Source organism: Paenibacillus sp. FSL H7-0940 (assembly GCF_037979415.1).
In the GTDB taxonomy this organism is placed as follows: domain Bacteria; phylum Bacillota; class Bacilli; order Paenibacillales; family Paenibacillaceae; genus Paenibacillus; species Paenibacillus amylolyticus.
This window is the reverse complement of sequence record NZ_CP150280.1, coordinates 2,879,694-2,901,508: the sequence shown is the minus strand read 5'-3', so window position 1 is coordinate 2,901,508 and position 21,815 is coordinate 2,879,694. Positions and strand designations below refer to the sequence as shown.

The 21,815-nt window shown below is 47.7% G+C and carries 17 protein-coding genes; 10 read left to right on the top strand and 7 right to left on the bottom strand.

Going from position 1 to position 21,815, the window contains the following annotated elements; translation table 11 throughout:
• The first annotated feature begins 39 nt into the window (after positions 1-39).
• The 9 genes from pepF (at position 40) to MHB71_RS12430 (ending at position 12,273) form a co-directional block, all read left to right on the top strand.
• On the top strand, positions 40-1,842 hold the full coding sequence (pepF, locus tag MHB71_RS12470; protein ID WP_340029769.1) for an oligoendopeptidase F: 1,803 nt from the start codon (positions 40-42) through the stop codon (positions 1,840-1,842).
• Positions 1,843-1,952: 110 nt separating this feature from the next.
• Positions 1,953-2,468, top strand: a complete 516-nt coding sequence (locus MHB71_RS12465) for a DUF2500 domain-containing protein (protein ID WP_340020124.1) — start codon at positions 1,953-1,955, stop codon at positions 2,466-2,468.
• Positions 2,469-2,703: 235 nt separating this feature from the next.
• On the top strand, positions 2,704-4,197 hold the full coding sequence (locus MHB71_RS12460) for a rhamnulokinase family protein (RefSeq protein ID WP_340029768.1): 1,494 nt from the start codon (positions 2,704-2,706) through the stop codon (positions 4,195-4,197).
• 1 nt (position 4,198) lies between these two features.
• Positions 4,199-4,960, top strand: coding sequence for a DeoR/GlpR family DNA-binding transcription regulator (locus MHB71_RS12455; protein WP_340029767.1), 762 nt, complete (start codon positions 4,199-4,201; stop codon positions 4,958-4,960).
• Between the two features lie 113 nt (positions 4,961-5,073).
• A complete protein-coding gene (locus MHB71_RS12450) occupies positions 5,074-5,802 on the top strand; it encodes a (Fe-S)-binding protein (RefSeq protein ID WP_340029766.1) in 729 nt (242 codons plus the stop codon).
• The gene (locus MHB71_RS12445; RefSeq protein ID WP_340029765.1) at positions 5,799-7,316 is read left to right on the top strand and encodes a LutB/LldF family L-lactate oxidation iron-sulfur protein; all 1,518 of its coding nucleotides are present in this window, start codon (positions 5,799-5,801) and stop codon (positions 7,314-7,316) included. The genes MHB71_RS12450 and MHB71_RS12445 overlap by 4 nt, the downstream gene beginning before the upstream one ends.
• A complete protein-coding gene (locus MHB71_RS12440; RefSeq protein ID WP_340020127.1) occupies positions 7,306-8,031 on the top strand; it encodes an LUD domain-containing protein in 726 nt (241 codons plus the stop codon). Before MHB71_RS12445 ends, MHB71_RS12440 begins: the two co-directional genes overlap by 11 nt.
• Before the next feature lie 214 nt (positions 8,032-8,245).
• Entirely contained in the window at positions 8,246-8,800 is a 555-nt protein-coding gene (locus MHB71_RS12435; protein WP_340029764.1) for a glutathione peroxidase, read from the top strand.
• Between the two features lie 299 nt (positions 8,801-9,099).
• Positions 9,100-12,273 carry a bifunctional cytochrome P450/NADPH--P450 reductase gene (locus MHB71_RS12430; RefSeq protein ID WP_340029763.1) on the top strand — a complete coding sequence of 1,058 codons (3,174 nt, stop codon included), beginning with the start codon at positions 9,100-9,102 and terminating at the stop codon, positions 12,271-12,273.
• A 199-nt stretch (positions 12,274-12,472) separates the two neighbouring features.
• On the opposite strand, the gene MHB71_RS12425 is transcribed toward MHB71_RS12430, so the two are convergent.
• Positions 12,473-12,895, bottom strand: a complete 423-nt coding sequence (locus tag MHB71_RS12425) for a hypothetical protein (protein ID WP_340029762.1) — start codon at positions 12,893-12,895, stop codon at positions 12,473-12,475.
• 123 nt (positions 12,896-13,018) lie between these two features.
• Between MHB71_RS12425 and MHB71_RS12420 the strand changes: the two genes are divergently transcribed.
• A complete protein-coding gene (locus MHB71_RS12420) occupies positions 13,019-13,363 on the top strand; it encodes a hypothetical protein (protein ID WP_282321711.1) in 345 nt (114 codons plus the stop codon).
• A gap of 174 nt (positions 13,364-13,537) precedes the next feature.
• On the opposite strand, the gene MHB71_RS12415 is transcribed toward MHB71_RS12420, so the two are convergent.
• The 6 genes from MHB71_RS12415 to MHB71_RS12390 all read right to left on the bottom strand — a co-directional run bounded on the left by MHB71_RS12415 (position 13,538) and on the right by MHB71_RS12390 (position 21,815).
• On the bottom strand, positions 13,538-15,193 hold the full coding sequence (locus MHB71_RS12415) for a hypothetical protein (protein WP_340029760.1): 1,656 nt from the start codon (positions 15,191-15,193) through the stop codon (positions 13,538-13,540).
• A gap of 30 nt (positions 15,194-15,223) precedes the next feature.
• Positions 15,224-16,552, bottom strand: coding sequence for an extracellular solute-binding protein (locus MHB71_RS12410; protein WP_340029759.1), 1,329 nt, complete (start codon positions 16,550-16,552; stop codon positions 15,224-15,226).
• Between the two features lie 38 nt (positions 16,553-16,590).
• Entirely contained in the window at positions 16,591-17,430 is an 840-nt protein-coding gene (locus MHB71_RS12405; RefSeq protein WP_340029758.1) for a carbohydrate ABC transporter permease, read from the bottom strand.
• A gap of 5 nt (positions 17,431-17,435) precedes the next feature.
• The gene (locus MHB71_RS12400; RefSeq protein ID WP_047842642.1) at positions 17,436-18,350 is read right to left on the bottom strand and encodes a sugar ABC transporter permease; all 915 of its coding nucleotides are present in this window, start codon (positions 18,348-18,350) and stop codon (positions 17,436-17,438) included.
• 116 nt (positions 18,351-18,466) lie between these two features.
• Entirely contained in the window at positions 18,467-20,023 is a 1,557-nt protein-coding gene (locus tag MHB71_RS12395; RefSeq protein WP_340029757.1) for a response regulator, read from the bottom strand.
• Positions 19,998-21,815 carry a sensor histidine kinase gene (locus MHB71_RS12390; RefSeq protein ID WP_101313905.1) on the bottom strand — a complete coding sequence of 606 codons (1,818 nt, stop codon included), beginning with the start codon at positions 21,813-21,815 and terminating at the stop codon, positions 19,998-20,000. Before MHB71_RS12390 ends, MHB71_RS12395 begins: the two co-directional genes overlap by 26 nt.

The following is a 21,815-nucleotide window of genomic DNA, read 5'->3' as shown; positions in this document are numbered from 1 at the left end:
TGAGAGATATTGGAAATGCAAGGAGGATGACAACTAAAGATGGAAAAAATACGTACACGTGCTGAGGTAAACCCAGAAACGACTTGGGATCTGAAAGACTTGTTTGTAACCGATGTAGAGTGGGAGCAGGAGCTTCGATCACTTCCTCTGGCTGCTGCCCAGATCGAAACGTTCAAAGGACGTCTGGGCGAAGGGGCTGAACAATTACTGGCTTGTCTGGATGCGCGTGAAGCTTTGCAGGAGCGGATCAGCAAGACGGCTTCTTATGCCCGCTTGAAGCAGTCAGAGGACAGCACGAATCCGGTGAATATTGAGAATTCAGCCAAGTCAGGAGATATCCTATCAAATCTGTCGTCGTCCTTGTCTTTTGTCAATTCGGAGATCGTTGATCTGCCGGAGGGAACAGTTGAGCGTTATCTTGAAGAGCTTCCGGAATTGGAGCCGTATGCGCGCAGTTTGGAGCGTTTGATTCGAGAAAAAGCACATCGGCTTACGCCTGAGACCGAGAAGGTACTCGCTTCATTAGGAGAGGTACTGGATTCGCCATACCGTATCTATCTGCGCGGTAAACTGGCAGACATGACGTTTGACGATGCTCTTGATGGAGAGGACAATAATCGTCCACTGTCCTGGTCATTCTATGAAAATAATTATGAGATGTCGTCTGATACAAAGCTGCGCCGTTCTGCTTATGCTGCATTCAGCTCGACATTAAATGATTACAAAAATACGTTCGCAGAAGGTTATGCAACCGAAGTGAAGAAACAGGTTGTTTTATCCAGGCTGCGTGGTTACGACGATGTTACAGATATGCTTCTCAGCCCACAGCAAGTGAGCAAAGAGATGTACAATAATATTCTGGATATTATCCAGCAGGAACTCGCACCTCATATGCGCAGACTGGCGGCTCTCAAGAAACGTGAGCTGGGTCTGGACAAACTGATGTTTTGTGATCTGAAGGCGCCGCTTGATCCTGAATTTAGCCCTGCCATTACATATGATGAGGCGTGCATACTCATTCGAGAAGCACTTGATGTGCTTGGGCCGGAGTACGGCGAGATCGTAGAGCGCGCATTCAGTGATCGCTGGGTGGATTACGCAGATAACGCAGGCAAATCCACAGGGGCATTTTGCTCCTCTATATATGGTTCACACTCTTATATCTTAATTTCATGGGCGAACAATATGCGCGGAGCATTTACACTTGCCCATGAAGTGGGGCACGCAGGCCACTTCATGCTTGCGGGACGTTACCAACGGCTCACGAATACACGGCCATCTCTTTATTTCATTGAGGCGCCGTCGACCATGAATGAAATGCTTCTGGCCGATCATCTATTGAAGCGTTCCGATAATCCGAGAATGCGTCGCTGGGTCATTTTGCAATTGTTGAACACGTATTACCATAACTTCGTTACACATCTGCTGGAAGGTGAATTACAGCGCAGGGTGTATGCGCGCGCAACCAAAGATGAGCCCATTACGGCGAAGACGTTAAGTCAGCTCAAAGGAGACATCCTTTCCGAATTCTGGGGACCCGATCTGGTAATTGATGAAGGGGCTAAACTCACGTGGATGAGACAACCTCATTATTATATGGGACTATATCCGTATACCTATGCGGCAGGCTTGACGGCTTCCACAGCGGCTGCACAGCAGATTCGTGAAGAAGGACAGCCTGCGGTAGATCGCTGGCTTGATGCACTCAAAGCTGGTGGAAGTCTCACACCGCAGGAGTTAATGAAACTTGCGGGTGTGGATATGTCCGGACCTGAGCCGATTCGCTCTGCGGTTGCTTATGTCGGCAGTCTGGTCGACGAACTTGAACGTCTGTATTCCTGATCTGGTTCATATAGTATATGGACAAGGCAGAACGGGTTGTCTGCATGCACCGCCTTCCTTGCGTGGGGGCGGTGCATCTTATTTTTGCAAGGGGAAAGGAACGATGATGAATGGCGTTAACAAGCGTGTCCTCATCGATGGGCCGATTAAGCGTAGATGGCTTTGGTGTGTTTGACGACATGAATGGAGTACCAGGTTTTGAAGGCAATCAGGGTGGTTTTTTTTCGGGATTTAGTGAGTTTGCTGCAATGAATGCATTTGCTTCGATTTTCATTGGTGCCATATTTCTCATCATTGCGGGAGTCATTGTTTTTGTTATTTTTTCAGGCATACGCTCAGGGATGTCAAATAACGCAGCAGCCTTGTTAACCCTGCACTCAACAGTGGTGGCTAAACGAACGGAAGTCTCAGGTGGAAGCGGCGATAGCAGTGCGACTACCCGGTATTATGTTACATTTGAATTCGACAATGGGGAGCGCACTGAACTGATTGTTGGCGGAAACCATTATGGCATGATGGTGGAAAATGATCGAGGGATGCTGACGTATCAGGGGACACGCTTCAAGCATTTTGAGAGAGATGTACAACCCCAGTCGGGGGTAAGCAAAGGTCAATTTTATACGTGAAAGAAGAACTGCGGCTCCTCCCAGGTGGGAGAGAGTCGTTTTTGCTATACCCAAAAGAAAGAAAAATCGAAGGGTATTCAAACGCTTACAATGGTGATATACTCGTAAAATAAAGTTAAACAGTATTAAACAAAAACAAACAAACAATAAATACAGAATAAAGTACAGGGTTACGGACTGAATCAAGTGATACGGTTTGGAAAATAGGATTGGTTCGAAAGGTTGGTGAAGCGCGGTGAGTGTGCTGGCTTATGATTTGGGCGCTGGGAGCGGGAGAGCGCTACTGGGACATCTGAATGATCGAGGGATCGAAACAAGCGAAATTCATCGGTTCAAGAATGAACCAGTGAAGGTTGGCGAGCGGATGCACTGGGATATTCTGCGATTGCATCATGAATTGTTGCAGGGGCTTACCCTTGTGAAACAGCAAGGGGAAAAGCCGGAGAGCCTGGGGATCGATTCCTGGGGCGTTGATTTTGGTTTGCTTGGCAGTAATGGTGAGTTGCTTGGTAACCCGTATCATTACCGTGATACACAGTTTAACGGCATGATGGATCAGGTACGGCAAGAGCTGACCTCTCAGCGAATCTTCGAACGTACAGGGATTCAGTTTCTTAGCTTTAATACTTTGTATCAATTGGCAACGCTTCAACGCAGCGGTTCCCCGTTACTTCATGAAGCAGAGCGTTTTCTCATGATTCCGGATTTGCTACGTTATTTCCTGACAGGGGAAGCGGTGAATGAGTTCACCAATGCAACCACAACACAATTATACAATCCATCAGCGGGGCAGTGGGATAGTGAGTTGCTGGCGCATATTCGTATTTCGGAGAAACTGTTTGGTAAAGCCGTGCTGCCAGGTACCCGTGTTGGACAATTGCGAAGCAGTATCTGTAACGATCTGGGATTGTCCCCGATTCCCGTGATCGCTGTTGCGGAGCATGATACGGGTTCAGCCGTTGTGGCTGTTCCTGCAACGGAACGTTCATTTGCTTATCTGAGCTGTGGAACCTGGTCCCTGATGGGTACGGAGATAGATCATCCTGCGATAAGTAGCCAGAGTCTGGCCTTGAACTTCACGAATGAAGGCGGGGCGGGCGGAACATTCCGTCTGCTGAAGAACATTATGGGTTTATGGATTTTGCAGGAAAGCATGCGGGAGTGGGACCGCCAAGGGCAGGGAATTAGCTATGATGCGTTATTGGCGCAGGCGGAACAGGCACCTCCATTTGCCAGTTTGTTTGATCCGGATGATGAACTGTTTATGCCCGCAGGAGATATGACGACGCGTATACGTCAGTATTGTCGTGATACAGGGCAAGTGGTACCAGAGGATCAGGGGGCTATTGCCCGGGCAATTCTGGAGAGTCTTGCATTGAAGTATAGAAGAGTTCTGGAATGGACGGAGCAATTGTCGGGTCAGACGTTCAACGGATTGCATATGGTCGGTGGAGGCATTCAGAACCGCCTGTTATGTCAGTGGACTGCAAATTCCATTGGCAAGCCGGTATGGGCAGGTCCAGCAGAGGGAAGTGCCATCGGGAATATGGCTGTACAATGGATGGCGAGCGGAGCTTTTAAAGATATCTGGGAAGCTCGTAAGGCCATTCGTGATTCATTTCCGGTAACTGTGTATGAGCCGCAGGACGGATCAATCTGGGAAGATGCTTACGGCAGATTTCTGCGTGTGACGGCTTCATCTAATTCACAAGCGGGGAGTGAGGTGTAACATGCTGGCAGCCGAGCGGTATGACCGGATTGTGGAGATGGTGAATGTAAAGGGCAGTATGCGTGTATCCGAGCTTAGTGAGCGCTGCCGGGTGACGGAGGAAACCATCCGGCGTGACCTGGATCGGCTGGAACACGCAGGACGACTACGCCGATCTCACGGTGGTGCAGTGAGTGTAAAGGAAGATCAACCGGAGATCCCTTACCGGATCAGGGAGACAACCCATGCGGAAGAGAAAAAGCGGATTGCACAAGCGGCTCTGGCGATGATTAATCCGGGTGATCGCATTCTGTTGGATGCGAGCACAACGGCAGGTTATATGGCAGCGAATATGCCGGATTTCCCGCTGACGGTCTTAACCAACTCGATCCAAATTGCCACTGAACTCAGCAGCCGTGACAAGGTTGAGGTCATCTCAACAGGGGGCCAGTTGGCATCGCGCTCGTTGTCTTTTGTTGGGCCACTCGCGGAGCGTTCTCTGGAAACATATCACGTGGATAAAATGTTCATGTCGTGCAAAGGTGTACATCTCGAAGGTGGCGGAATCAGTGAATCCAATGAACTTCAAGCAAGGCTGAAGCAGAAGATGGTTGGCATATCCGATCAGGTCATCTTACTTGCAGATGCCAGTAAATTTGGTGTCCGTGCTTTTGCCCGAGTATCCGGGTTAAATGCAGTCCATACGATCGTTACCGATCAGCCATTGGAGGCTGAACAGACAGAACGTTTGAGTGGATACGATATTGGTATCATCACGGTTTAATTTTTTGGATTTTATCTATATAAATTGAACTAAACATTTACACGAAACGGAGTGTCCAGTGTAAATATTCTTAGTCAATTCATCTACTAAACAGTTAATAGGAGCGTGTAATTATGAAGGTCTCCTTATTCATTACCTGCCTCAGCGATGCCATCTATCCCCGAGTGGGGGAAGCCATGGTCAGATTGCTCGCCGCTCATGGCGTTCGGCTGGATTTCCCGCCGGTGCAGACCTGCTGCGGTCAGCCTTCCTACAATAGCGGGTACTGGGATGAGACTCGGGTAGCGGCCAAAACGATTCTTGAAGCTTTTGACGACAGTGATTTTGTGATATGTCCTTCGGGATCGTGTACGTATATGATTCATCATTATCCCGAGCTGTTCGCGGATGAACCAGTATGGTTGGAGAAGGCAAAACGATTGGAAGCCAAAGCTTATGAGTTTACTCAATTCCTCGTTCAGGTACTCGGGATAACCGATCTGGGCGCACATTTTCCGCACAAAGTAACCTATCATCCATCCTGTCATGGCAGCCGTCTGCTTGGTGTGAAGGATGAGCCGATGGCGCTACTCTCTCAAGTAAAAGGTCTGGAATTGGTTCCGCTCCCATTTGCTGAGGATTGCTGCGGGTTCGGGGGCACGTTTGCCATCAAAATGTCCGATATTTCAGGAGCGATGGTGACGGAGAAGGTCGATCATGTCAAAGAGACACAAGCCGAAGTATTGGTGGGGCTGGACATGGCCTGTCTGATGAATATCGCAGGTAATCTGCGTTATCGGAATGAACCGGTGCGTGTAATGCATCTGGCGGAACTACTGTATGAGGGGGTGCGAACAGGATGAGCCAACCGGGAGTTATGGATACTACGGTCAAAGAACGTGCCGGACTGGCCTTGAATGATGATTTTCTGCGAAAAGCAGTCAAATTCACGACAGAACGTTTGCGTAACGGGAAGAAATCTGCCTCAGAAGAACATGGAAATTGGGATGAATGGCGGGAGCGTGGCCGTCAGATTCGTCTGCATACGATTGCGTATCTGGATTATTACCTGAATGAATTTGTGAATAACGCCCGTGCGAACGGGGTTCATATTCATTTTGCAGATACATCGGTGGAAGCAGCGGCGATTGCGCTGGATATTGCGGCGCACAAGCAGGCTTCTACGGTGGTGAAGTCCAAATCGATGGTGTCGGAGGAAGTACATCTGAATCATGTATTGGAGTCGGCGGGCATTGAAGCCATTGAGACCGATCTGGGTGAATACATCATACAGTTGGCAGGTGAAGCCCCTTCTCATATTGTCATTCCAGCCATCCATAAGAACCGCTACCAGATTGCAGAGTTGTTATCGAAGGAAGCGGGTGAAATTCTGGAGCCGGACACAACGGTACTTGCCGGATTTGTTCGCAAAAAGCTGCGCGAGAAGTTCCTCGAAGCAGATATCGGCATGACCGGCTGCAATTTTGCGATTGCAGAGACAGGTTCCATGGTTTTGTTCGAAAATGAAGGCAATGCCCGTATGGTATCCACTGTTCCAAAAACGCAGATTACACTGATGGGCATGGAGCGGATCATCCCGTCGTGGACGGATTTGGAGGTCATGGCAACCTTGTTGCCACGCTCCGCAACAGGTCAGAAATTAACAATGTACATGTCAGGCATCACAGGTCCTCGCCGTACGGCGGATGCGGATGGGCCAGATGAAATGCACATTATTATCGTGGACAACGGTCGATCACTTCAACTCGGTGATCCTGAATTCCAGGAGTTGCTGAATTGTATTCGCTGCGGTGCTTGTCTGAATGCTTGCCCGGTATATCGCCATATTGGAGGTCATGCCTACGGTGGAACATATAGTGGTCCGATTGGCGCAGTACTGACTCCTGCACTCAATGGCAACATTGATGAATGGAATGATATTGCGGGTGCTTCAAGTCTGTGCGGAGCCTGTTATGAAGCATGTCCAGTTAAAATTCCATTGCATGATATGCTCGTTTATTTACGTAGGCGTAAAGTGGAAGACGGCCATGGAAACAAAATGGAGAGCATGGGCATGAAGGGATTTGCCGCTGTTGTATCCAATTCCAAACGTTTCAGTGCGGCCATACGTCTGGGACAGATCGGGCAGAAGGCAGTTGTACGCAACAACGGTATTTCACTCAAATTGGGTCCACTTAAAGGCTGGAACAATTATCGGGTTGCCCCAAGCCTCGCCAAGAAATCCTTCCGGCAGCAATGGAACAAGCTGGATCAGGAAATGAACCAAAAGCAACCGGCCATGGATTCTTCTGTTCGCAGCCGCATGGAGCAGATTATTCGTGAACGAGAGGAAGGGGAGGATAAGCATGGTCACTGAACATCAGCAATGGCTCGCACAATTGGAGAAGAAGTCCATGGAGAAACAGGAGCAGTTCATGAATGACATTGCTTCGAAATTGAGGAGACCAAGGCAACGCCATGCGCCGACCCAACCCTTTCGGGGAGCACCCGACTTTTGGACTGAGCTGGAATGGGATGAAGAGAAGCGTATTCAAGCATTTACGGATAACTTTGTGAGTGTAGGCGCACACATCGCCCGGGTTCAGAACATGGAAGAAGTATCTCAATTTATTGCCAACAAGTCTCATGAACTGAGTGCCAGGTATATCATTCGTCAGAATGAACAGGCGTTACAGGATCTCGGATTGGAAGAGCAGCTTCCCGATGTGCAGATCTCAGTCTGGAATAGTCAGGCTGATGAGAATTGGAAGGCTCGGGCAGCTGAGGCGGATATCGGTGTGGTTGTGGCGGATTATGCAACAGCATACACAGGCTCGGTCACTGTGCTTTCTTCACCGGAAAAAGGTCGTTCAGTCAGTCTCTTGCCTACGGTACTCATCATCATTATTCCAGTAGATCGACTGTACACCAGACTGGGTGAGACGCTGGATCGATTTGACGAAGCGGGAAGAGAGAATCTTCCAGCAGGCATCCACTTTATTTCAGGGCCAAGCCGATCTTCCGATATTGAAAATGATTTAACCATTGGCGTTCACGGACCAGGCATTGTATATGGTTTAATTATGGGTTAACGGTGTGTTGAGTGTGATGGCACATCATGATTTTGATAACTGTCCGAGATGCAGTATTTGACTGCTGAGGGCAGTTTTTTGTTCACGATTTATAGTTAAAAGCTATTAAAATTATATTAATTATATATTTCACCTATTAATAATAGGGGTGTATAATCCATTTCAAGAGAGAGTTCATATGAGATACAAAAGAGAAAGAGGAGGATGAATACAGATGAGTATATTTTCTTACCAAGTTCCGTTTATGGATAAACACAAGGGTGATTTTTCTGCTTTTAAAGGGAAGGTGCTACTTATTGTGAATACAGCAAGTCGGTGCAGCTACTCCCGGCAATTCAGTGAACTTCAGCAGATGTATGAGAAATATGGTGATCAGGGGCTGGAAATTTTGGCGTTCCCGTGCAACCAGTTTAACGACAAAGAACCTGGTAGTAGCGCTGAGGTAGCTGAGTATTGCAGAAGTCAGTTTCAGATATCCTTTCCGATTTTGGAGAAGGTTGAGGTCGTTGGGCAATCGATGCATCCGGTGTTTCGTTATCTGACTACAGAAGCGCCATTTCAAGGTTATGATCTGGACACGAAGGAAGGAGAGTGGATGGACACCTTTATGAAGGAGAAACATCCAGAATTGTATCAAGGTGACGGCATCAAATGGAATTTCACCAAATTCCTGATTGACCGTAATGGGGACGTCCATGGCCGTTATGAAACGACAGTAGCTCCATTAGAGATGGAGTCAGCTATTCAGGTTCTGTTAAAGAATTCATAAGTATACCTTAATCCCTGTCCTGAGGTCCTATGACTTTGGGACTGTTGAAGATTAGAACTGGAAATGTTAGGGTAAAAGAAGATAACGAGGGGCTCCATTTTTTTTAATCAAAAATGACCAATATACCATTTTGGTCAGTTAGTTCTATTGTGGTTTTATCGTTATCTGGATGAAATATGAAATTGTGCAAAAAATAACTTGAATCTGTTGATCTGAAGAGTAAGTGTAATCGAGTCTGTAAATCAAGTCATTATTTTTTAGTTGTAGAACTCTTAACTTGGAAAGAAGGAGTGAGTGCCATGCCACCAATTTCAGTGCCTCAACCAAAAACATTTGGCCCACTGGGCAATTTGCCGCAATTGAACTTTGAAGAGCCGGTGCAATCCTTGGTGAAACTGGCTGAAGAATACGGACCGATCTTTCGTATGGAGTACCCCGGACGAAGTGAATTGTATATTTCCGGTCACGAACTGGTCGCCGAGGTAACAGATGAATCCAAATTCGACAAACGGGTGTGGGCACCCCTTGCGAAGGTTCGTGCTTTTGCAGGAGATGGGCTATTTACGAGTTGGACCGAGGAGCCGAATTGGAAAAAAGCCCATAACGTACTGCTGCCAAGTTTCAGTCAACGTGCGATGCAGGGATATCACAACAAAATGATTGATCTGGCTGTGCAGCTGGTTCAGAAATGGTCACGATTGAACCCGGATGAGACGGTTAACGTTCCGGATGATATGACACGTCTTACGCTCGATACGATTGGCCTGTGTGGGTTCAACTATCGGTTTAACAGCTTCTATCGGGAAGAACCACATCCATTCATTACGAGTATGGTTCGTGCGTTGGATGAATCCATGAGTTCATTGCAGCGACTGCGTCTGCAAGACAAGCTGATGATCACCAAAAAGAAACAGTTTGAACAGGATATCCGTTCCATGTTCTCTTTGGTGGATCACATTATTGCCGAGCGCAAAGAGAAACCGCAGGAAGGCGCAGATGATCTGTTGTCCCACATGCTCAGCGGCAAGGACCCGGAAACAGGAGAAACGCTGGATGATGAGAACATCCGTTATCAGATTATTACATTCCTGATCGCTGGACATGAGACCACAAGTGGACTGTTATCCTTCGCCGTTTATTATCTGATGAAGAACCCGGATACGCTGGCTAAAGCCCAAGCTGAGGTGGATCAGATTCTGAAAGATCCGGTTCCCACGTACAACCAGGTTCGCAATCTGAAGTATGTTCGCATGGTTTTGAATGAAGCACTGCGGTTATGGCCTACGGCCCCGGCATTTTCCCTGTATGCAAAAGAGGACACGGTACTTGCGGGTCAATATCCTTTGCAAAAAGGAGACAGTGTCAGTGTACTTATTCCCAAGCTGCATCGTGACCGCGAAGCCTGGGGAGACGACGTAGAGGAATTCCGCCCGGAACGGTTCGAAGATCCGAGCAAAGTGCCGCATGATGCCTATAAACCTTTTGGTAACGGTCAACGGGCCTGTATTGGTCAGCAGTTTGCACTTCAGGAAGCAACGCTGGTACTGGGCATGGTGTTGAAGCATTTTGACTTCATAGATCATTCGGATTATCAGTTAAAAGTGAAAGAAACGCTGACGCTCAAACCGGATAACTTCACAATTCGAGTACGTGCGCGTGGCGGGCAGCCAGTCATGGCCGTTCCGGGTGTAGCGGTTGAAGAACCAAAGCCAGTTGCCAAAAGAACGGAGCCGGATGCAGCCAATGCCCACCACACACCGATGCTTGTTCTGTACGGTTCCAATCTGGGTACCGCTGAAGGCATTGCACGTGAAATTGCGGATACCGCCAGATATCAGGGTTTCCGGAGTGAGGTCGCTACGCTGGATGATCGTGTTGGCAAACTGCCAAAGGAGGGCGCCGTCATTATTGTCAGTGCATCCTATAACGGTCAGCCGCCAAGTAATGCCAAGATGTTTGTCGAGTGGATCGAACATGCAGATGCGAATGAATTCAAAGGTGTGCGTTTCGCCGTTCTTGGATGCGGTGACCACAACTGGGCCAGCACCTATCAGCGTATTCCGCGTTTAATAGATGAACAGTTATCTTCCAGAGGAGCAGAGCGGTTATCACCGCTGGGTGAGTCCGATGCCAGTGGAGATTTCGAGAAACAGGTGGGGGATTGGACAGAGCAATTATGGCCAGATCTCGCACGAACGATGGGACTGAAACTGAACACAAGCTCCAATAGCGAACGCAGTTCCCTATCTGTACAGTTTGTCAGTGGGCTCGCCGTAATACCACTTGCGGATACGTATGATGCCCATGTGGCAGAAGTACTTGAGAACAGGGAGCTTCACGACGCGGGCAGTGAACGCAGCACACGTCACCTGGAGATCAAATTGCCTGAAGGCATAACCTACAAGGAAGGGGATCACCTAGGCATTCTGCCGCAGAACCCACCGGAGCTGGTGGAACGTGTACTTCGTCGTTATGGATTCACCGGAACGGAGCATCTCGTTCTGGATGCATCCGGTCGCAGTGCCGCGCATCTACCGCTGCATCAACCGGTTAACCTGTATGATCTGCTCAGTCACAGCGTTGAGCTTCAGGAAGCCGCAACGCGTGCGCAGTTGAGAGAAATGGCAGCATACACCGTATGTCCACCGCATAAGAAAGAACTTGAAGCGCTGCTTGATGAATCTGTGTATATGGATGAAGTGCGGAATAAACGGATCTCCATGCTGGATTATCTGGTGAAATATGAGGCATGTGAACTGCCGTTTGAGCGTTTCCTTGAATTATTGCCTTCACTAAAAGCCAGATATTATTCGATCTCCAGTTCACCGCGTGTTCAGCCCGATCAAGCGAGTATTACGGTCAGTGTTGTGCGCGCCCCAGCATGGAGTGGACAGGGAGAATACAAAGGCATTGCGTCCAACTATCTGGCAAACCTGAAACCGGGTGACGAGATCGTCATGTTCACGCGGACACCGGAATCCGGCTTCCAACTGCCTGAGGATGCACAGGTTCCCGTTATCATGGTAGGTCCGGGTACAGGTGTTGCTCCATTCCGAGGTTTCTTGCAGGCAAGGCACGTATTGAAGGAACAAGGTCGTGAGGTTGGCGAAGCCCACCTGTACTTTGGATGCCGGAATCCCGAGCATGATTATCTGTACAAAAATGAATTGGAAGCAGCCCAGCAAGAAGGGCTTGTGAAGCTTCATACGGCCTTCTCCCGTGTAGACGGGGAGGAGAAATGTTATGTACAGCATCTGATGAGAGACGATGCCCGTCATCTGATTCCTTTGTTTGAAGAGGGAGCGCATCTGTATATCTGCGGTGATGGTAGCAAGATGGCACCTGATGTGGAAGCCACACTCCAGCAGGCATACGCTGATATACATGGCAAATCCGCGAAGCAAGCAGAAGATTGGCTTAATCAGCTTCAGCAGGAAGGTCGTTATGCCAAGGATGTATGGACAGGCATCTGATGTACACATGTGAAGGGTAAGCTTGATCCGTAACTGGCTGAGCGGTGAGATACAGAAGCAGTTCTGTTCTCACCGCTCTTTGACATAAAATGATTCTTCAGCAGATAAGTGGTTGCATGGGTTATAATTATATATTGGAAGGGAGCACCCGTATGCAGACATTTGGGAACCATTGTATGGCTTGCGAAAAGAACCAGCTTTACTTCCGCCTACAAGGCCGTTTCAGTTTTTTTCTTCCGGCGGTTGGCCGATAGATCGACTCGACGCTGGAAAGAGGAAATAATATACGGGAAGGGACTCTGCCTTTTCCCTGGAGTTCAAGATAATCCAGTCCCACGCCCACAAGTCTGATATTGTTAAATGCATTCCTGGAAGGGAAAGTCGTGCGGATCCCCACTCTGACGCCTCGCCATGTTCGAGGAATATCGAATACCCGAATGGAATTCAGACTAAGTGGAATGAATAACTGCCGGTTTACTTTGATAAACTGCCTTGGATAGACACGACGAATACGTCCCGGTTCCAACCCGGAGAGTGGAGTATTCAGTTCTGCAAGGTGCCCCTGGAGTTCTGCCAGGCGCTGCTGAAATGTTTTTCCAGTATGGAGATGCTGCCAGCTCATAAGTATTCCTCCGTTCGCCATTTGTACCTAGTATATGAAGGAACGGGGTAGGAAGGTGTACGTTTGATAGCCCATGTTCGTTACGGCTAACGGGGTTTCTTTTATAATAGAGGAGTGATTCACATGATCGTAGAGATGTATAAAGACCTCATTAAGGATGAGCGTGGCAATTATTATCTAGCAGTGCAGATCGAGGGCAATGAGCTTACGCTCGTTAATGCTTTCGTCGAAGCGGCATTCACACCTGAACTGATCTACAATGAAGAATTTCGTAGCAAGCATAAAGAGATGGAAGGCGGGTTTGTAGGCAAAATTGCGATGGACCTGCTAAGGCACGATGTGGTCATGGGGATGAAGCAAATCGACCGAAAACTGTTGAACCTGTCGGATGTGGAACAGCAGTTCACGGTAAATTATATTGATACGATTGAATTTTATCGTCACCCGGCGTGGAACCGGAAGGTGTAAGGTGAAACTCATCTCCTCTGTAACCAGAGAGAGAATGATTTCCGCAGTGGTAGTCAATTTCTAAATCTTGTGTCCTTATGAATAAGAAATAAAGAAATATAAACGCGCAAAGGGGAAAAGCGCAAGTGCAGGGGAAGTATACCTCGGCAACTTGCGCTTTTTGCATACAAACAATTAACGATACGTAGGATGGATGATGCCAATATCGCGCTCGGTGCTCAAACTTCCATCAGCATAACGCTGCATTTCATTTCCTTTGACCCGAATCGGGATACACTCCCCTTGATAGAAAAGCTCTCCCTCAACGGTGCGAACGCTCATTCCAATAACGCCTTCCAGATGTCCACTATGATCCGTCACCAGTCGAATCCCTGACGGGCCATCCAGATGAACCTTGCCTTCCAGATATACCGTCATGCGATCAGGCGTGTTGACCAATTCATATCCTACTCCGTTGACTTTTCGGCTATAAGCCGTGTTGCCAGATACGATCTCACCATGATCCATGTCGATGGGGAGCAGTCCGGTAAACCAGAGCTGATTCGATCCAACAGGCATAATTCCGCATAGTCGCTCCACATAATCGAGGAGACAGAGGATGGAGGGGGAGTACGTCTCGGTAAAACCTTGTTCTCCGGTCCATGGGCTTAGTACCTGACCAAATCGCTTATCTTTGGATAGGGCGGACAAGATAGGCTGCATTACCCAGGTTAGCTCCACATATCGATGATGATACTCGAATGCGTGTGGCGCCCGAATCAGACTCAGGAAATTGGATGCCCCTCCCCAGCTGTTGTAGGAAGAAAAGGGATCAAATCTGGGATCATCCATTGAAATCGATGTAAACGGGTATTTAGCGAAAAACTTACTTGTATTCAACAGGTACCGACGCAGTAGGTTATCGAACAATTCACGGTCGCCCACCTCGCAGGCCATTACGCGGAGCAACACATCGGATTGGACTCTGACCAATTCGTCATTGCGATCCCGATCATAGAAGAACATATCCTGTTCGTCGTAACAATAAAGGAAAAGACTTTCCAGGCTAGACTCGGCTTTTGCTTTCCAATCCGTTCCCGATTCTCCCAGTTCTTCAGCCATGCGGGACAGATACAAGCGCTGACAATAGATATTGGCGGTCAGATCCGGTGCCAGAAAAGGCAGAATCGGAGAATCCGGATGATAGGCAGAAGCATCATTCATATAAGGTGTATCCGGAACATGCCAGAATCGCGGGGATAAGTCATGTCCGGTGTCAAACGTACTGAAGGCCTCTACACAGCCAGTTCCTCGGGTATTACGGTTGTGGGCAATCCACTCATCGTAACGAACCATAGCCTTATACATCGTGTTCAGGAAAGGCGACTGCTTGCCATGATTGCTATGAAGCTGATAGTGGTTCCATACACTGCGTGCCAGCGGAGTGACCAACTGGATTTGCCGGAAAGAGGGTCCGTTTGCCGTGAGTTTATACGGGAGCAATCCATCATCTCTTTGCTGCTTGGCAAATGCGAGGTACGTTGTTTCGGACACAGATGGAAGCAGGCGAGACAGCAGCTCCGCATTGATGGTACCTGTACTCTCTAACCAACAACCCAGATAGATGCCACCTTCTTGTAAAATAGGATCGTTGTCTCCCATGGGCAGAATACAAGCAAGCAATTTCTCCACCGCTGCAAAATACGTAGCTTCTATTTGTCCGCCCGATGCCGCAAACCGGATACCCGACGCATGCCATTCTTGTAATAACTGCTGATCTTCCGGTTTAACTGGCTGAACTTGATCCATCATCGAAATGTTGCGCAGCCGATTTAATATCTCTGCTGTCATATGTTCCTCCTCACAGTGTCTGGTTTCTGCTTAATGATTCGATTCAAAAATACGAACGGTCCCGTTATAGAAGTCGGAGACAGCTTGCTCCACACTTTTTCGTCCAAACCCGATCTCTTGATTTGTCGTCTGAGCTAACTTGGAGAACTCTGCAAATCCAGGAGGATTGTAACTAACGTCAAAAGGTTCAGTTTTCGTAGCTTCAGAGACAAGGTTTGTATAGTTATAGACAATCTCCTCCACAGGGCCTGCACCCTCCTGAAGAAGATTTCGATTGGCTTCTGTAACGGGCACGCCACGGTCATTACCAAGGATTTTGGCTGCTTCAGGATCATGAATCCAGAAATCCATTAACGTTGCCACTTCCTTCGGATGTTTGGTATTGGCATAACCTGATAATCCCTGACTGGATTCAAATACAACACCCGTTCCCTTAGGGCCTCGTGGTACAGGGAGTAACACCAGAGGATCTTCCGTCAAACTCTGGAATGCAGCAAGTTGGTTGGATGGTAGTAGAGTCATGGCTGCTTTACCTGTGATCAACAGGGATTTACTGGTGTCATCATGCGGGTTGGACACCTGCAATTCCGGTGTGACTACACCGCCGGATGCCGAAGTCTTTTCCCAATACTGAAACCATTCCAGAATGTCTTCTTTGGCGAATCCAAGTGTGCCATTTTTCATGTCATACAGTTGTTTACCCCTCTGTTTTAGATAAATATCCATCCCGTCGACGGTAAAATTGTACGTTCCATAGAAGCCGTCTCCAAGCTTGTCGGACAACTCTTTGCTGATGGCGGCATAGTCCGCCCAGTCCCAATCCGAAGCTGGCAAAGGCACGCCGGTTTTCTCAAAGAGTGACTTGTTAACAATAATTCCCCGTGCGTTCGCACCGGCAGAGATATGTTGCAGCTTCCCGTCGAGACGTCCGTATTCGATCATGGTTTCATCCATACCGTCCAAATTCAGTTCGTTGCCAACATACGGGTCCAGATTGAGCAGGACATCTTTTTTGGCATAGTCCACGACATTTCCGCCAAGGAAAAAGATATCTGGTGCTGTGCCTGATGCCAACTGGGTATTCAGTTTGTCGAAATATCCGGAAGAAGGTGCAAATTCACCTACAATTTTAATATCCGGATGTTTTGCCTGAAAGATCTTGAGGGCTTCATTCGTAATATCTGCCCGTTTCTGGTCACCCCACCACATGATGCGAAGTTCGACCTGTCCGCCCTCGGTCGTTCCATTATCATTACCATTGCCTGCATTATCATTAGCCCCTGTATGGTCGGTTCCGGAGCAAGCTGTTACAAATAACAAAAGTGAAGTGATCATACCAATCATGAAACGTTTGAACATGATAAATCCCCCTGTCTAATGATATGAGAAACGTGTTGTTACTTCAGACCAGTTGTCGCAATGCCCTCAAGGAAATATCGCTGAAACAGTAAAAAGATGATAGTCACGGGAAGCAGTGACAGGGTGGACATGGCAAGTAATGCGCCCCAATCGGATTGTCCTGATGGATCGAAGAGAGAGCGAATGCCCAACTGCACGGTGAACAGATCAATTTTGCTCAGATAGATCATCTGACTGAAAAAGTCATCCCAGCTCCACAGGAAGGTGAAGATCGCTGTTGTAATCAGTGCTGGAACGAGCAGAGGCACTACGATTCGGAAAAAGATCTGTGATTGCCCGCAGCCGTCAATGGTCGCACTCTCGTCCAGCTCTCGCGGTATACCGCGTATAAATTGAACCATAAGCAAGATGAAGAAGGAATCCTGCGCAAGCCACTTAGGCAGAATCAGCGGGAAATACGTATTAATCCATTGAAGCTCATTATAGAGAATATACTGGGGCACCAGAGTAACATGGTAAGGCAACATAATTGTGACCAACATCATGCTGAACCACAGGCCTTTGAATCTAAATTTCAATCTGGAGAAGGCGAAGGCTGCAAGGGAACAGGAGATCACATTGCCCAGCACACTCATGACCGAGATCAGCACGGAGTTGCCGAAAAAACGGCCGAAGGAGATGCCCTGTAGACCTTTCCAACCATTAATATAGTGCTCCAGCGTGAAGCTGGTTGAAAATAGACTACCGCTGGTGAAAATGAGATGGTTCGGTTTAAATGAACTGAGAATCAACCATAGTACTGGATATAACATCAGCAGACCGAAGAGTATAATGGCGGCATGCCTCCCGGCCTGAACCAGTTGTCGTTTGATTGGCATATGCATTACCTCCCCTCCTGATTATCCCCGTAGAACACCCAAAATCGGGATGTAACAAAGACGATTGCGGTGAATACTCCGATAATGACCAACATGATCCAAGCCAGAGCTGAAGCATAACCCATATCAAAGAACGAGAAACCTTTCAGATACAGATACAAGGTATAAAACATCGTTGCGTCGAGTGGACCCCCGCGGCCATCTCCGATCACGTAAGCTGGTGTAAACGCCTGAAATGAATTGATCATGCTCATGATCAGGTTAAAAAAGATAACGGGGGAGAGCATGGGCAGAGTGATTCCGAAAAATTGACGTATTTTTCCCGCTCCATCGACATCGGACGCTTCATATAAGTCTGCCGGGATCTGTTTCAGGCCAGCAAGAAAGATGACCATGGCAGACCCGAATTGCCACACGGATAGTGTAATGATGGTGTAGACCACATAATCTGGATGCGCAATCCAGGATGGTCCCGAGATACCAAACCAGCTTAAAAACTGATTGACCAATCCATTCCCCTCAAAGAGTTGCCGCCAGACGATTGCAATCGCAACGCTGCCGCCCAAGAGGGAAGGGATGTAATATACAGTCCGGTAGATGCCGAGGGCTCGAATACCTTTGTTCAGCGCCATCGCCACCAGTAGAGCAAAGGCAAGCCTTAGTGGAACAGATAGAAAAACATAATAAAACGTCAGCCCAAGGGACCTGCGAAAGGTATCGTCCTCGGTAAAGATGTGAACATAGTTGCTAAGTCCAGTCCAAGTCGGTGATGACAGTAGATTGAATTTGGTCATGGATAAGTATAGGGACGCAACCATCGGTCCCAGTGTCAGACAGAAGAGTCCGATCAGCCAGGGCAGAAGAAACAAGTAGGCTGTGGTATTGTGCTGACCGTATAAGGGTTTGGTCTGTTTTTTCATCATGTGCCTCCCTTCTGAATGGGTAAGAATAATAGTTACCAGTTATGAATCCGCTTACAACATGCGGCGTTCTCTTGGTAACCACATCATACCGGGGAAGGGGAGAAGCTTGAATCTCATTTCTTCGGATCATGGCTATCGATTTTTTCGGAATGCAGCAAGCGATAGTCTGACGGACTCATGTTGAACATTCTTTTGAATTTCGAACTGAAATAACTTGGCGAACTGAAACCGGTCAGTTCTGTAATATCCCATACGGTTAATTGGGTTTCCTTCAGCAGTTGCAAGGCGTGTTTCATCCGAACACCCGTCACATACTGAATAAAAGAGGTCCCTGAACCTTCCTTAAACAGTTCGGAGAAATAGGTAGGATAATAGTTAAACCGTTCAGCGAGTAACGTCAAGGTCAGCTCCTGCATGTAGTTCTCCTCGATATATCGCTTGGCTAAGTCTATAACCGTCTCATCCCCATCTTCTGAAGGAAGTTGTCGACTCAGGAAGTCTTGAGCCCATTGCATTAATAAGCGTTCTGCTTGATCTGGCGTCTTAAGCCACAGTATCCATTCCGGGGCTATAGGAAAATCCATCAACAGTGAAATTTGAAAAATACTTCGTGTCATTCGAGAGGGAGAAAGCTGGAATGCCTCGTGAAGTTCCTTGTGGATGATGCTGCGGAAGGAGTCCAATTCTCCTCGAATGAGGCAACGATGCAGCTTGCGTGTTGTTTCTTCAGGCAGTAATGGACTATAGTCTGTTCCTGCCTGAAGGTTTGGCCCGCTGACAGCCCGTTCAGCTGAATTCCATGCCAGAAGGGAATGGATATAACCTTCTTTCCAGTGCTCAAGTCCGGAACCAGAAAGCCCCACCCCAATCTTGAGTTCCATGGAAAAAACGGATGCCGTATGTTCCGTAAGCTGTTGGATGAATTCATGCTGCATACCATCTTGCACTATGAAATGCATGATCCCTGCGTGTGCCGAATCATGAAAAACCTGGACATTGTCTGAATCAGACTGGGCGATTTCATAACATACCATCTCAAAAGGAAGATGCATCTGCTCGTGTGAGCGATCTTTTCGAATATCCTGCTTGTCCGATTGACTTATACTGGCGGTGATGAAACAGACCTTCTGATCTTGCCATGATTCGAGATGAAATAATCTGAGCCGTTCTGGCATGGAGGAAGGCGGTAGGCGATTGCCTTTAACGAGATCAAGAAGGAAACGTTCCTTCATTTCCCGGTAATACTGAGAGAGTCGCCATTGCATCAATTCGGAATTGCCTCGAACTTTACGTTGTTCATCCAGATCCGCTTTGATTTTGCCTAATGTGGCTTTCAGTTCATCCCGGGTTACAGGCTTCAGTAAATAATCCATGACCTGACTGCGGACCCCCGCTCTGGCATATTGAAAATCTTCATAACCCGTGATAATGATAATCTGAATAGAAGGATTATAACTGCGGCAGACATCCAATAGTCTGATGCCATCCATGACAGGCATATTCATATCGGTAATCAGCAAGTCAAAATGTTCAGATTTCAAAAGTTCATCCGCTTCGATCCCATTAGAGGCTTCTCCTGTTATGACAAAACCCATGCCATGCCAATCGACTTTCAATTTTAATCCTTCGCGAACTTCGATCTCGTCATCTGCGATTAATACGTTGTACATCATATTCCTCCTGTACGGGTAGAGTCAGTTCAATACATGCGCCTCCGTTTTCATCGTTCTCCATGTGGACCGTGAACAAGCCACCATAATGCAGACGGCAACGAGCAATAACATTGCCCAGTCCAATATGCCAGCCTCCATTATGCAATATGGATTCCAATGAGGAGGGAGCAACCGGATGTTGCAACTTATTGATTATTTCTGCTGGAATACCCGGTCCGTTGTCTGAAACGCTGATGTGCAGACGATCATACATCCGGTTGATCCGTATCTGTACCTGAGCTGTCGTCTGATGCTGGAAGCTGTATTTCACTGCATTTTCAATAAGTGGTTGAAGAATAAACTTGATGATGACCACGGAGTTCAGTGTACCTTCTAACGTTACCGAAATGTCGAGTTTATGACCGAAACGAGTCTGCAAAATGGAGATATAACGCTGCACATAATCCAGCTCTTCGGTTAGCGGAACACGGTCGTCATTGGTATTGATAGAAAAGCGCATCATTTTACCCAGATCCTCAATGACCTGAACCGTATCATCCGTTCGGCGCTGAATGGCAAGACTGCTTACCAGCTCCAGAGTATTAAACATAAAATGTGGATTAATCTGTATGAGAAGTGCTTTGTACTCTGCTTGCTGGCGAAGCAGTTTCAGTTCAAATTCATTCTGGATATGCTGCCGTAGCTGACTGATCATATAACGGAAAGTGAAGATTACATAACTGATCTCGCTCTTTACATTTTTATCTGGAGGCAGAAGTGAATCCGCTTGGTCAAAAGCACCTCGTTGAACCTGTCTCATCGCCAGCACCAGTCTGGTCAAAGGTTTGGTTACGCCATGGGATAGCCATGCAGCAGCCAAGAGGGAGACCAGAATCAGGGCAATCGTCACCACCACAATTGTGCTTTGGAGCTTATGGAGAGAGAGGTACATTTCCTTTTCAGGTGCGATACCCGCCAACATCCAGCCGGTACGTCCCAGTTTCTTGAATACAAGAATGTCTCGCTGTCCTTCCTGGTTTTTGAGGTATGCCACACCGGATTTGAGCGGGCTGTTTCGAAAACGATCGATCTCTGCGGTAGCTACAGCACCCAACGCGTCTATCTGTTGTGACAGAATAGGATTTCCTTGCTCGCCCAGTAGAAAAATAGTGCTACTCTCCGCAAGATGTATGCGCCGGAGCGGCTCCAGAAAATAAGATTCACTGACATTCACCTTCATGACATTCTGCGCTGTAGCATGATGAAAGGTGCCAATGGGCATCAGCAGACTGACCACCGGATTACCATGATCTCTGACACGTTCATGTTGATCGGTGTGTGCAGGTAACCAGCGTTCTCCCAACGTGTAAAAATTCGTATACCAGGATTCTTGTACAAAGGCAGGGTCATATGTTACCTGATTCTCGCTGCCAATTCGCAGTCCATTCCGACGATAGATGGATACATCCGAGATACTGGTGTAACTGTTGGTTGCCTGAGTAAGAAAACGGCTCATCGTAAGATTGGCCAGCATCTTTTCTCCTTCGGGCAGGTTCGGATCACCGATCGCGTTATCCCAGTTTTTGCCCATATCACTATTAAAAACAAGAGAGGCGACATCGTAGATCTGCATCTGCACCATGTCTACGTATGAACCGTATTCCTCCATTTTCTCAAGAGCAGAGGATTCGATGTAAGAGCGAATGACCGTGCGTGATTCCTTGAAGAGCAGGTAGGAGAGTGTGCCAAAAGCGAGGACAAACAGGACAACGATAAAGGCAATCAGACGGTTTTTTAAAGAGAAGAACAT

Excerpts from the sequence above, each read along its gene's own strand:
- MHB71_RS12420 (WP_282321711.1), top strand. The coding sequence starts at position 13,019 with ATGATCGTAGAGATGTATAAAGACCTCATTAAGGATGAGCGTGGCAAT.
- MHB71_RS12455 (WP_340029767.1), top strand. The coding sequence starts at position 4,199 with ATGCTGGCAGCCGAGCGGTATGACCGGATTGTGGAGATGGTGAATGTA.
- MHB71_RS12435 (WP_340029764.1), top strand. The coding sequence starts at position 8,246 with ATGAGTATATTTTCTTACCAAGTTCCGTTTATGGATAAACACAAGGGT.
- MHB71_RS12415 (WP_340029760.1), bottom strand. The coding sequence starts at position 15,193 with ATGACAGCAGAGATATTAAATCGGCTGCGCAACATTTCGATGATGGAT.
- MHB71_RS12390 (WP_101313905.1), bottom strand. The coding sequence starts at position 21,815 with ATGTTCTTCTCTTTAAAAAACCGTCTGATTGCCTTTATCGTTGTCCTG.
- MHB71_RS12400 (WP_047842642.1), bottom strand. The coding sequence starts at position 18,350 with ATGAAAAAACAGACCAAACCCTTATACGGTCAGCACAATACCACAGCC.
- MHB71_RS12440 (WP_340020127.1), top strand. The coding sequence starts at position 7,306 with ATGGTCACTGAACATCAGCAATGGCTCGCACAATTGGAGAAGAAGTCC.
- MHB71_RS12445 (WP_340029765.1), top strand. The coding sequence starts at position 5,799 with ATGAGCCAACCGGGAGTTATGGATACTACGGTCAAAGAACGTGCCGGA.
- MHB71_RS12410 (WP_340029759.1), bottom strand. The coding sequence starts at position 16,552 with ATGTTCAAACGTTTCATGATTGGTATGATCACTTCACTTTTGTTATTT.
- pepF (WP_340029769.1), top strand. The coding sequence starts at position 40 with ATGGAAAAAATACGTACACGTGCTGAGGTAAACCCAGAAACGACTTGG.
- MHB71_RS12430 (WP_340029763.1), top strand. The coding sequence starts at position 9,100 with ATGCCACCAATTTCAGTGCCTCAACCAAAAACATTTGGCCCACTGGGC.
- MHB71_RS12425 (WP_340029762.1), bottom strand. The coding sequence starts at position 12,895 with ATGAGCTGGCAGCATCTCCATACTGGAAAAACATTTCAGCAGCGCCTG.
- MHB71_RS12465 (WP_340020124.1), top strand. The coding sequence starts at position 1,953 with ATGGCGTTAACAAGCGTGTCCTCATCGATGGGCCGATTAAGCGTAGAT.
- MHB71_RS12405 (WP_340029758.1), bottom strand. The coding sequence starts at position 17,430 with ATGCCAATCAAACGACAACTGGTTCAGGCCGGGAGGCATGCCGCCATT.
- MHB71_RS12395 (WP_340029757.1), bottom strand. The coding sequence starts at position 20,023 with ATGTACAACGTATTAATCGCAGATGACGAGATCGAAGTTCGCGAAGGA.
- MHB71_RS12450 (WP_340029766.1), top strand. The coding sequence starts at position 5,074 with ATGAAGGTCTCCTTATTCATTACCTGCCTCAGCGATGCCATCTATCCC.